The sequence below is a fragment of the Flavobacterium frigidimaris genome, assembly GCF_002217275.1.
GTDB classification, from domain to species: domain Bacteria; phylum Bacteroidota; class Bacteroidia; order Flavobacteriales; family Flavobacteriaceae; genus Flavobacterium; species Flavobacterium aquidurense.
In genome coordinates, this window is record NZ_MUGV01000063.1 from 1,265 (window position 1) to 13,381 (window position 12,117).

11 protein-coding genes and 1 tRNA gene are annotated in these 12,117 nt (G+C 34.5%); 7 read left to right on the forward strand and 5 right to left on the reverse strand.

Annotated elements, in window-relative coordinates; translation table 11 throughout:
- Positions 1–278 precede the first annotated feature (278 nt).
- The 5 genes from B0A65_RS22890 to B0A65_RS22910 all read left to right on the forward strand — a co-directional run bounded on the left by B0A65_RS22890 (position 279) and on the right by B0A65_RS22910 (position 6,927).
- On the forward strand, positions 279–1,634 hold the full coding sequence (locus B0A65_RS22890; RefSeq protein ID WP_074660309.1) for a TolC family protein: 1,356 nt from the start codon (positions 279–281) through the stop codon (positions 1,632–1,634).
- A gap of 113 nt (positions 1,635–1,747) precedes the next feature.
- Positions 1,748–2,800, forward strand: coding sequence for an HlyD family secretion protein (locus B0A65_RS22895; RefSeq protein WP_074660310.1), 1,053 nt, complete (start codon positions 1,748–1,750; stop codon positions 2,798–2,800).
- A gap of 1 nt (position 2,801) precedes the next feature.
- Positions 2,802–4,385, forward strand: a complete 1,584-nt coding sequence (locus tag B0A65_RS22900) for an MFS transporter (RefSeq protein ID WP_074660311.1) — start codon at positions 2,802–2,804, stop codon at positions 4,383–4,385.
- Between the two features lie 300 nt (positions 4,386–4,685).
- A complete protein-coding gene (locus B0A65_RS22905) occupies positions 4,686–5,345 on the forward strand; it encodes an HAD family hydrolase (protein ID WP_074660312.1) in 660 nt (219 codons plus the stop codon).
- A 154-nt stretch (positions 5,346–5,499) separates the two neighbouring features.
- The gene (locus tag B0A65_RS22910) at positions 5,500–6,927 is read left to right on the forward strand and encodes a phosphatase PAP2 family protein (RefSeq protein WP_074660313.1); all 1,428 of its coding nucleotides are present in this window, start codon (positions 5,500–5,502) and stop codon (positions 6,925–6,927) included.
- Positions 6,928–6,981: 54 nt separating this feature from the next.
- Here the strand turns inward: B0A65_RS22910 and B0A65_RS22915 are convergent, their stop codons facing one another.
- From B0A65_RS22915 to B0A65_RS22935, 5 genes are all read right to left on the reverse strand, one after another.
- Positions 6,982–7,911, reverse strand: a complete 930-nt coding sequence (locus B0A65_RS22915) for a WD40/YVTN/BNR-like repeat-containing protein (protein WP_074660314.1) — start codon at positions 7,909–7,911, stop codon at positions 6,982–6,984.
- A gap of 76 nt (positions 7,912–7,987) precedes the next feature.
- On the reverse strand, positions 7,988–8,563 hold the full coding sequence (locus B0A65_RS22920) for a 3-keto-disaccharide hydrolase (protein ID WP_074660575.1): 576 nt from the start codon (positions 8,561–8,563) through the stop codon (positions 7,988–7,990).
- A 135-nt stretch (positions 8,564–8,698) separates the two neighbouring features.
- Entirely contained in the window at positions 8,699–9,115 is a 417-nt protein-coding gene (locus B0A65_RS22925; protein WP_074660315.1) for a hypothetical protein, read from the reverse strand.
- 42 nt (positions 9,116–9,157) lie between these two features.
- Positions 9,158–9,631, reverse strand: coding sequence for a YcxB family protein (locus B0A65_RS22930; protein WP_074660316.1), 474 nt, complete (start codon positions 9,629–9,631; stop codon positions 9,158–9,160).
- Between the two features lie 109 nt (positions 9,632–9,740).
- Positions 9,741–9,822 (reverse strand) — tRNA-Leu (locus tag B0A65_RS22935).
- Positions 9,823–9,930: 108 nt separating this feature from the next.
- On the opposite strand from B0A65_RS22935, the gene B0A65_RS22940 reads away from it, so the two are divergent.
- Both B0A65_RS22940 and B0A65_RS22945 read left to right on the forward strand, forming a co-directional pair.
- Positions 9,931–11,319: a dipeptidase gene (locus B0A65_RS22940; RefSeq protein WP_074660317.1), complete on the forward strand. Its 1,389-nt coding sequence runs from the start codon at positions 9,931–9,933 to the stop codon at positions 11,317–11,319.
- Positions 11,320–11,549: 230 nt separating this feature from the next.
- Positions 11,550–11,981, forward strand: coding sequence for a hypothetical protein (locus tag B0A65_RS22945; protein WP_074660318.1), 432 nt, complete (start codon positions 11,550–11,552; stop codon positions 11,979–11,981).
- Positions 11,982–12,117 lie beyond the last annotated feature (136 nt).

The following is a 12,117-nucleotide window of genomic DNA, read 5'->3' on the forward strand; positions in this document are numbered from 1 at the left end:
TAAATCTGCGTGAAACCTTAAAAAAGCAGATAAAAAAATTAGTTCTCTCGCAGATTTCGGAGATAAAAAAGAAAAAAATCTGCCGAATCTGCGAGAAACTTAAAAATAATCATTACCATTTCTTAATTTGTAATAAATTGTTTTCCAGTATTTTAATATAACGTTTTCGAAAATCAAAATTTTAACATTTGTCCGAAATGGATATGTTATTGACTTTTTAGAATTATCAGTCAACAAAATAATGTGGGAACTTTGCATCATAAATTATTTATGTAATCATGTTCCTTAAAACAACAAATTCTACAGAAGATTGTTTTCTCAAAATCCTGCTGTTATTTCTTATTGTGGTAACCTTCAATAAGGTACAAGCACAGGAAATTCATTCGGTTTCATTAAGTGAAGCTTTGAAACTGGCGAAAGAAAACAATAAAAAAATCCTCAGATCTCAATTAGAGACTACGCTCTCGGAGCAAAACATCAAAGAAAGAAAAGAACTCCGCTTACCAGACATTGAATTAAACGGCGAGTATTCCAGAATTACCAATATTACGGAGTTCAAAGGAAGCGGTTTCCTGAACGGTAAGGAAGTTACCAAGGCAATTCCTGAAATTTATCAGGTCAATTCCACTTTTAAAATGCCAATTTATGCTGGAAATAAAATCAATAACGCTATCAAAATTGCGAATCAGGAAAGTGAAATTGCCAAAATAAAAACAGAAAAAACCGAAAATGATATCGAGTTGGAAGTGGTTGCGAACTATCTGGCGATTTATAAAATGATGGAACTTCAGAAGATTTTTGAAGAAAACATCAAAGAAGAAAAAAGCCGATTAAAAGAAGTGCAGTCGCTTCAAAAACACGGAACGCTTACTAAAAATGAAGTTATTAGAGCTGAATTACAGCTTTCGGATCGTGAATTAAATGCGCTTACGAATTCCAAAAACATAAAAATTGCGCTTCACGATCTGAAAACTTTAATTCAGCTTCCGGAGAGCGAAGAAATCGCGATTGATACTACCGCCAATCTGGACGAAATGCAGGGTTTAGATCCGTATGACTTTTATATGAGTAAAGCTTTGCAAAATGAAGAAATGCGAATTGCAAGCCAGGAATTGGATATCAAAAAAACAGAATTGAAATTGGTTAAAGGAAATTATCTCCCAACCGTAAATTTCTTCGGTAATTATGGTTTCTATTATCCGAACTATAAATTTTTTCCGCCAAATCCGTATTTGTACACTTTAGGGCAAGTAGGGATAGAGGCACATTTTGATATTTCGGCTTTGTATAAAAACAAGACTAAAATGCAACAGGCTACTACAAAGATAGAATGGCAACAAATGCAGTCTGATATTATAAAGGATGAAATTCAGGATGAGCTGTATAAAGAGCATACCCAATATCAGGAAATCCTTGAAAAATTTGTGGTAGTAGACAAAGCTCTGGATTTAGCCAATGAAAATTACCGCATTGTAAAGCTGAAATACTTAAACCAATTGGTTTTAATAACGGAAATGGTGGATGCTGATAATGCGTTGCTTCAGGCGAAATACAACAAAGTTTCTACCCGATTGGATGCTGTTCTGAAACATTATGAATTGCTGCATACGGCGGGGATAATGCCTCAGAGTTAGACTTGAGAGGTTAGAAGAAAGAAGCAAGAGACAAGATTTAGACTTTAGCGGAGAGATTTTGGAAAATAGAATATAGAAAATAGAATATAGAGAATAGAAAATATATAGAGTTTATGGTTAAGATAAAAAATGAGACTAGAAGAAACAGAACGTTTCATATATTAATAACAATTATTGCTTGTGCGCTTGTGGTTAGCGGGGTTATTTTGGGGATTTGGTTTTATGTTTTCAACAGCAATCACGAAGAGACGAATGACGCTCAGGTGGAACAATATGTAACGCCAATTATGTCGCGAATTACGGGTTATGTACAGGAAGTTCGTTTTGATGAAAATCAGTTTGTGCACAAGGGGGATACTTTGGTTGTGATTGATAACAGAGAATACAAATCGAAATTGAATGTGGCGCTGGCCGATGTTCAAAGCGCTGCGCAAAGTAGTGTTGTGGCCCAGAAAAATGTGGCAACTACAGCAAGTACAACGGCAATTGGAGAATCGCAATTAGAAGCTTCGAAATCGAATCTGTGGAAAACAAAATTAGAATACGAAAGATACAAAGCTTTGGTAAAAGAGGAAGCGGCGACATCACAGCAATTAGAAAAAGTAAAAGCAGATTATGAATCGGCACAGGCGCATTTTCAGGAAATGAAAGAAAGAATTCATTCTTCTAATTTAAGTACATCTGTTGCTGAAGCTAATGTACCAACAACACAAACCAACATTGCTTCCAGACAAGCTGTTGCTGATAATGCCGCATTATTTCTTTCGTACACGATTATTACAGCGCCTTACGACGGCTGGATTGGGAAAAGAACGTTACAACCGGGTCAATTGGTAAAAGAAGGTCAGTCTTTACTTTCGATTGTAAGCAAAGAAAAGTGGATTACAGCTAATTTTAAAGAAACGCAATTGCAGTATTTAACCGTTGGTCAGGAAGTAAAAATCGAAGCCGACGCTATTAATAATAAAGAATTTACTGGAATCATCACTTCGTTATCACCCGCAAGTGGAGCCAGATTTTCGTTATTGCCTCCGGATAATGCAACAGGAAACTTCGTGAAAATCGAACAAAGAATTCCGGTTAGAATTCAGTTAAAAGACAACGACAAACAAGCCGACTTTTTAAGAGCCGGAATGAATATCACCGTTATCGCCGAACACCACTAAAATGGAAGATAAAAGTATTTTTAAATCCTGGGTTCCCAAATGGGCAATCATTATTATTTTGTTTGTCTGTTTGCTGCATTCCATGATTTTATTGGGAGTTTATACTTCAAACGTAACCTACGCGGCAAGTTTTCTGGACATCGAACCAGAAGATTTGCAGTTCGCGATGTGCGTTACCTATGGAACTTTGCTAGCCACAATTTTGATCGAAAGCAGATTTTCGAGTTTTTTCCCTGCAAAAAATTACCTGATGGCGGTGTATTCGGTAATCGGAATTACTATTATTTCATCGGCGTATATTACCAATTTTTATCTGTTTTTATTGCTGAGAGTGGCTGAGGGGATTTTAATGGCGCTTCCGGTAATTACGATCAGACAATTGTTGATTGAGCAGTTTAATTCTAAAAACGCCATTATAATTGGTTTCTCCTTTTATTACGGTTCGCTGTTGTTGTCAACGCCGTTTATTATGAATATTGCCGTTTGGTTTTTGGATCATTACGATTGGAAATACATGCTTTACGTTTCAGGCGGACTTCAGGTTTTGAATGTCTTTTTGATCTTGGTTACTTTTCGCGGACACCGAATCACAAAGAAAATTCCGTTGTATCAAATCGACTGGCTGAGTTATATTTTGGTTTTAACTGCGATACTTTGTGGTGCTTATTTCTTTGTTTATGCCGAAAAAAAATACTGGTTTCAGTCTTCTGAAATGGTTTTAATGCTGATCATTGCCCTGATAACTGGAGGCTTGTTTATCTTTAAAGAGCTTTTGGTAAAAAGACCAACTTTTAATTTTGAAGTTTTTAAATATGCCAATTTGCGCATTGGGTTTTTATTGTTTTTCCTTTTTTACATCAGCAGAGCAACATTGAGTCTTTGTCATTCTGCCATGTTTTCTATTTGGAATTGGGATCCGTCACGCGTTGCGGGCGTGCAATACATTAACGGCTTAGGAAATGTAATAGGATTGATTTTGGCTGCTTTTTTTCTGATGAAATCAGTTTCGACTAAAATCATTTTTATAATCGGATTTTCATTAATTGCACTTTTTCATTTCTGGTTTACGTTTCTCTTTGTGCCCGATGTGGCACTGTCAGATATTATCATTCCATACATTTTACAAGGTATTGGAGTTGGATTTTTATTCGTGCCTTTAATCTTGTTTACGACATCATCCGTTCCGGCAAAAATGGCAGTTTCTTCGGGAATTGTCGGCGTATCAGGGCGTTTCTGGGGAAGTACAATTGGGTTTTGTGTGATGCAGAATGCAATGGTTTTTTTAAACAAAAAGCACTTTTTAAAACTAAGTCAATTTGTAACTGGCGAAAGCCCGGAAGCGCAACAAACGATAGCATCAACAGCACAGAGTTTTATGGCAAAAGGATATTCCGCAGACAATGCGAATACTTTAGCCTTGAAAAAAGTCTTCGGAACGATTACTAAACAAGCAACGTTATTAGCCGATATGGAAATTTATACGATTGTGGGGTATGGTTTGGTGGTTTTGATTATTCTTATCGCATTAAATCAGCATTTAAGACAGACGATGACATTGGTTAAAAGTAAGATTTGGATAGGGTAGGAAATTAATCGCGCAAAGGCGCAGAGTCGCAAAGTTTTATTTATGCCACAGATTAAAAAGATTGTAAGGATTTTTGTTTCACGCAGATTTTAAAAATATTTAGGCGGATATCCGCAGATGATTAATCAAAAATAAATCTGCGGATATCTGCTTAAATCTGCCGGATCTGCGTGAAACAAAACTTTGCGGCTCTGCGCCTTTGCGCGATTCAAAAACAAATCTTAGCGAATCTCTGCGAGAAACCTCCGCGCAACTCTGTGAAATTAATTATCTTGCGACCGTTAAAAAACAAAATATACAATGAAGCAGCACTGTGTAATTTTTGATATGGATGGCGTGATTTGTCACACGAATCCGCATCATGCAAAAGCTTTCGAGGCGTTTTTCGATAAATATCAAATTCGGCATTCAGAACAGGAATTTGAAGAACATATGTACGGAAAACATAACGGTTATATCATGACGCATTTCTTCAAGCGTCCGATAACCGGGGAAGAGCTTATAAAACTGGAAGACGAAAAAGAAGGAATGTTCCGTGAGGTTTATAAAGACAAAGTGGAAACGATTCCATTTTATTTGGATTTTTTAAGCGAATTGAGATCTCGTGGATTTAAAACGGCGGTTGCAACATCAGCACCACGTGCGAATTTGGATTTGATTGCCAATGTTTTAAAACTAGACGAAAAAATGGACTCCATGATGTCAAGCGAAGACGTAAAACAGCATAAACCAAATCCCGAAGTATATTTAAAATCGGCAGAACGTGTTGGCGTTTCTCCATCGGATTGTGTTGTTTTTGAAGATTCTTTTTCGGGCGTTACAGCAGGATTAAATGCAGGAATGAAAGTGGTTGGTGTTTTGAGTTCGCATACAAAAGAACAATTGCCTCCGTGTGATTTTTATATAAATGATTATAGTGAGGTTGATGTTGATAAGGTTTTGGAATTACTAAATAAATAGATTTTAATAAAAAGACTGGTCTTTTTTTAAACATCTTACAAATAATCGGGTTTTGATATTTGTAAGATGTTTTTTTTATTTTAATTGTGTATATTTGATTGTGTTAACTATTTGATTATCCTTTGTTTAATTGTTTTTAAGTGAAAAATAATATATGCAAATCGTAAAACTACATTTAAATTATACCTTCCCCTATCTTTTTTTGTTTCTCTTTTGTTTTGCTTTTAATTCCAGGGCTCAATATGTAAACAGGCCTCCGGTTTTAAGTCAACAAAGTGGCTTATCCGTTCAGGATAGCATCGATCCTACTAATTTGAAAAAGCCTTTTTTTCAAACAAATGCAGTAAAAATTGGCTTTGTTCCAGTGCTGTTTTTTACGGCAAGTGCTTTGACATGGGACGATCGGGAAAAAATTAGGGAAACACGAAATAGGTATATTCCCACTTTTGATAATCATTACGATAACTATTTACAATATGTACCGGCTGCAAGTGTTTATGCCTTGAATCTCGCAGGGGTAAAAGGGCGTAATAATTTAAAACGTGCCTCAATTTCGTATGCTGCCAGTATAGGGATAATGGCAATTTTGGTTAATTCTATAAAGTACACCGCAAAAGTAGAGCGGCCAGACGGTTCAAACAATAATTCTTTTCCGTCAGGACACTCTGCCAATGCATTTATGAATGCCACTTTTCTCCATAAAGAGTATGGCGAATTGAGTCCAATGTATAGTATTTCGGGCTACACGATGAGTACTTTTACGGCTTTGGGAAGGGAACTTAACAATCGTCACTGGATTTCAGATGTATTGGCAGGTGCCGGAATAGGAATTTTATCAACGCAGCTTGCCTATTTTTTCGTCGATAAATTTTATAAAAATGATGGAGATCATGTAAACGAATACAAATTTAAAGATCCCTTAGAGCGACCATCTTATCTTTCTTTAAAAATGGGTTATGCCTGGGCTTCGCGAAATTTGGTTGAAAACTTTGATATCGGAATTCATTCTAAAACTGGTTTTGAAATGGGATTAGAAGGCGCTTACTATTTTAATAATCATTGGGGAATAGGAAGTGATTTTTCTTTTGTAAGTTTCCCAATAAGTACAGAGAATGTTAGTACAGTAGATCCTGATCTTGGCACTTCATCCTCATCACTTGTAACAGAATCTATAGGAGCATTAAATTTTACTGTTGGTCCTCATTTTACGCATCATATTGCAGAAAAATGGTTAGTTCAGGCGAAGTTAGGTGCTGGAGTTTCCGCAGGAGCAACGGGTAAATTATCTCTTAAAATTCCTAATGTTGATGATGATGACAATTATCTAAATAATGAGTTTGATATATTAGTATATAAACCAGCCACTGCTTTTAAAATCAATACAGGGTTATCTTTTACTTATATGTTAAATTCTGAACTGGGACTTACTGCCTATTCCGATTATAATTATTCAAAACCAAATTTCACGTATACCTTGATGGATTATGGCCAAGACATGGATAATCCAACACAAAAGATTTTTAAAGAGAAGGACGATTTAAGTTACATTGCGGCAGGCTTAAGAATTACTGCTTTTTTTTAATTTGCGTCGGTCTATAAATGCCTTTGATTAGCCTCCAGTTTTGACCGGGAGGTTTTATTTTTTCTTAAGAAACAATCCATTGTTTCCTATTGCAAATACGGCATTATCTTTAGTGATAATTTTCACGAGTGGTTCAGTAGTTTTATTATAAACTATTTTCCAATTTAAACCAGCATCTTTAGTCTCTAAAATTTGACCTTCATACGTTGAAATGTATCCAACATTTTCATTAATAAAACAAACACTCATTGGTGATTTAGGCAAGTCTGATATTTTTATCCAACTATTTGAGCCATTAATAGTTTTGTATAATTCCCTTTTAAAATTGATATAATAACCAATATTGTCTGATATAAAAGAAATGGAATAAATGTTTGAATTTGAATTCAGTGTTTTTGTCCAGGTCTCACCGCCATCAATAGTTTTCACAATTACACCTACATCTGAATAGTCAGAAGTATATCCGCCATAAGCATATGAAACTAAAGGAGAAGTTATTTCTAAATCATCTACAGAACTGGAACTATACTTTTCTGTCCAATTCTTTCCAGAATCATCTGATTTTAAAATCGAACCGCCTCTTATTATTAATCCCTTATCAGGGCTGTAAAATTTAATGGAAAAAATACTTGAACCAATTTGAAGACTTTCAATTTTGTTAAACGTAGTGCCAGAATTTGAAGTGGCAAACATGTCAAGTCTTGCGGTATAGAAATTTTGTTCATTTAACATACAAGCACTCAAAAAAGTTTGAGTATCTCCTACATTTAATTTAGTCCATGTTTTTCCGCCATCATTGGTTTTTGCTAAAAATCCTATAGAGCCACAAATTATTCCCTGATTTTTATTTATAAAGGAAATGTCAGTTAAGCTTTCAGTGGTATTGGTATTCATTTTCCCAAATGAATCTACAATTTTATCTTCATCAGAAGAGCAGCCGATAATTCCTAAAGTCAGAATAAAAAAACATAGAATTTTTTTCATAAGTATCTTTTTTCTCTTAGATGGCTAATTATCAAAATGGTTGCGTAGAATTGGGAAGAATTTTTTTGTTTAAATATTATTTTGAAATCTCTTTTATGGTAATATTCCTGAAATCAATAGGCGAACGCTCATAATTCAAAGAAATTTTCCCTTCTGTCGAAGAAGCATTTATGCATTCATTTACCAATTTCCCGTTCAAATATTGCGTAATTTTTCCGTTGAGAGATTTAATAACAACAGTATTCCATTCACCATACGGATTCTCGTTGGCTAAAAATTTAGGAGAAACCACACTTGCACCAGCTTCAATTAATTTCCCATTTACTTTTGCCGTTACCTGATCCAAAAAGATAAAATCGCCGGTAGTCTTTTCTTTTATTTGAAATTGAATTCCCTTCGGCCAAATTTTGTCAGAGGTGTCTAAAGGAATATTATACATTACACCACTGTTTTTTGTGTTGGATGTTTTGTATTGCTCATCCAAATTCCATTTGTATTCTAATTCAAGTTCAAAGTTTTTATAGCTTTTTTTGGTCATCAAACAGCTATTGTCATTTCCATGCATGCGAATCATGCCGTCTTTGAACTCATAAATATCGGATGGTTTTTGCTGTGCTGTATTGGTTTTCGTAAAAGCGTACCAATCATCCATTTGTAAAACTTTTCGCTGAACGAGACAGGAGCTTAAAACAAGAAGAAGAATAAGGGCAAAAATTGATTTTTTGAACATAACTATGAGTTTAAAAGAAGAGATTGATTTGATTAATGATTTTAGGTTTTATTAGTTTTATTCCCAGAAGATTTTTTTATTGTGAGCTATTAGATATAAACAAGTGTTACCTTTTTCGTCCGTTGCTTTTTTTATATCAAAAATATATGATCCTTCAGATTCTGTATTTCTCTCTGTGCCACAATCGCTCCAGTTAAATTGCTCTATTTTTTTGTTATTTATAAGTCCGCTAATTTGTTCATATGGAATGCCACTATCAAAAAGGAATTCTTTATAATCAATAAATTCTGTTGAACTGCCATTTTTCATATGTCCAATTAAAGTTCCTGCTACTACCAATGAGTTAATGTTTTCTCCAGTTTTGTTGTAGAACTTAATATGTAAATTTTTAAAATTTATAAAAATAGCTACGATTATTGTACATGCTAATAAAATAATAAATAACTCTATTTTTTTCTCTTTAGATAATTTCATTTGTAAGTGAATGGTTTTAAGGGAGAAGTTTTTAGCTGAAATTTATTTGTTTTTAACTTTCAAAAATATTTCATTTCTAAACCAATTTTCATCTTCCCGAGTTTCAAAAATTCGTTTTGGAAGAAAAAATGTCTGACCTTTAGAAATGTATAAAAGATAGAGATCTTTTAGCTCAAAAACTTTTATGAAATTCTGTACGGCAATTGTGCTCTCTGATATTTCACCCATATTAGAAATTATTCTGTCAGGAAAAATTTCGTGTTGTCTTTCGTTGAAAATAATCTTGTTTTCCTTTGAATTTGCAAAACTCCAATATTTATAGATCGTAAGAACAGGATACATGAATCCAACAACTATAATAAAAAAGCTAAAAGAATCTTTCTTTCCGGTAAAAAGAACTAGAGTAGAAAACATCCACATAAAAGCAAATAACCATCCTCGTCTTTTTAATTCAAGTCTAACAAGGAACATGAAGTATTCTTTTTTGGTAAGTTGGAATTTTTTGGTTTTAATCATTTTAGGCGTTCTTAGGATGCTTAGATCAATCAAATGTAATGAAGAATTTCAAAAATCTAAAACATCCCAAAAACAAAAAAGCTCCTGAGTATCTCAGAAGCTTTTTCAGTGCGGATAATAGGACTCGAACCTACACGCCTTGCGGCACCAGATCCTAAGTCTGGCATGTCTACCAATTTCACCATATCCGCGTAATTGTGGGTGCAAAGATAAGCATAACTTCGAATTTTCAAAGCATTTTTGAAAAAAAATATTAATTCTCTTTTTTGTATTTTTGAAATTCTATAAAAATCTTTTAAATGGAAAATATTAAGTCGTACGTTCAACAACATAAAGATCGCTTTATCAATGAGTTGATCGAATTATTAAAAATTCCGTCGGTTAGTGCCGACACTGCATATTCGCAAGATGTTATCGACACAGCAGCCGCTGTAAAAGAAAGTTTATCAAAAGCAGGCTGCGATTTTGTCGAAACTTGCGACACTCCGGGTTATCCAATTATCTACGGAGAGAAAATAATCGACCCGAAATTACCAACAGTTTTAGTTTACGGACATTATGATGTTCAGCCACCAGATCCAATGGAATTATGGACATCGCCACCTTTCGAACCTGTTATCAAAAAAACTGAGATTCATCCTGATGGAGCAATCTTCGCACGTGGTGCCTGCGACGACAAAGGGCAAATGTACATGCACGTAAAAGCTTTAGAATATATGGTGCAAAGCAATACTTTGCCTTGTAACGTAAAATTCATGATCGAAGGAGAAGAAGAGGTTGGTTCAGCAAGTTTAGCCTGGTTCGTAGAACGCAATCAGGAAAAACTGAAAAACGACGTTATTTTAATTTCAGATACCGGAATGATTTCAAACCAACAGCCGTCAATCACGACAGGTTTAAGAGGTTTGAGTTATGTTGAGGTTGAAGTTACGGGTCCAAATCGTGATTTGCACTCCGGTTTATACGGTGGAGCAGTGGCGAACCCAATAAATGTTTTGGCAAAAATGATCGCTTCACTGCATGACGAAGACAATCATATTACAATTCCGGGTTTCTACGATAAAGTTCAGGAATTATCTGCTGAGGAAAGAGCCGAAATGGCAAAAGCGCCTTTCAGTTTAGAAAAATATAAAAAAGCCTTAGACCTAAACGATGTTTATGGCGAAAAAGGATATGTAACCAACGAACGCAACTCGATTCGACCAACGTTAGACGTAAACGGAATCTGGGGTGGTTATCAGGGCGAAGGAGCAAAAACGGTTATTGCGAGCAAAGCTTTTGCTAAAATCTCAATGCGTTTGGTTCCAAACCAGGATTGGCATGAAATTACAGAACTTTTCACGAAACATTTTACAAGTATTGCTCCGGCCGGAGTTACGGTAAAAGTGACACCGCACCACGGAGGTCAGGGTTATGTAACGCCAATTGACAGCATTGGATATCAGGCAGCTAATAAAGCGTATACGGAAACGTTTGGCGTTCCTGCAATTCCGGTTCGTTCAGGAGGAAGTATTCCGATTGTAGCTTTGTTCGAAAAAGAATTAAAAAGCAAAACCATCTTAATGGGATTCGGTTTAGACTCTGATGCGATTCACTCGCCAAACGAGCATTTCGGAATCTTCAATTACTTAAAAGGAATCGAAACTATTCCGTTGTTTTACAAATATTTTGTAGAATTAAGTAAATAAGGTTTTGCCGCTTTGCCACGAAGGCACTAAGACGCAAATTTTTAAATATATAAAATCCGTTCAGAAATGAGCGGATTTTTTTTGTCAATGTTTTTTTTCATTCAAAAAAGTTAGCTTTTAAAAAAAACTTTGTGTCTTAGTGTCTTCGTGTCAAAAAAAATTTGCACATTGAAAATTAATCTCTACATTTGTAGAACAACATCTATAAGTGTAGAGTTAAAAACAGTAATATGAGGCAGTATTTTATCTTATTATTTTGTGGAATATTTCTTTTTGGATGTAAAAGCAAGCCAATCAACCAAAAGATTAATCATAAAAAAGAAGGTGTTTGGATTGATAATTACAAACAAGATAGTACGATATATAAATCGTTTGAATATTATAAAGATGATCAACCGGTCAAAAAGTGGAAATCCTATATCAATGGAAAAATCTACAAAACCGAGAAATACAAAAACGGAATCTGCATCGTAAAATATTATTATGAAAATGGAGAACTACAATCAAAAGGAAAAACAAAAATCGAAGTCAATGCAAGAGAAACACATTGGTTCTATTTTGGAGATTGGAAATTTTACTCAGATAAAGGAAAATTAACTGAAATCAGAAAGTATAATAATGGCAATTTGATATCGGAGGAAAGAATAAAGAATAAAGAATAAAGAATAAAGAATAAAGAATAAAGAATAAAGAATAAAGAATAAAGAATAAAGAATAAAGAATAAAGAATAAAGAATAAAGAATAAGTTATAGATAATCACTTTAATCTGTGGCAAAAAAAAACTTAGTAACTCAGTA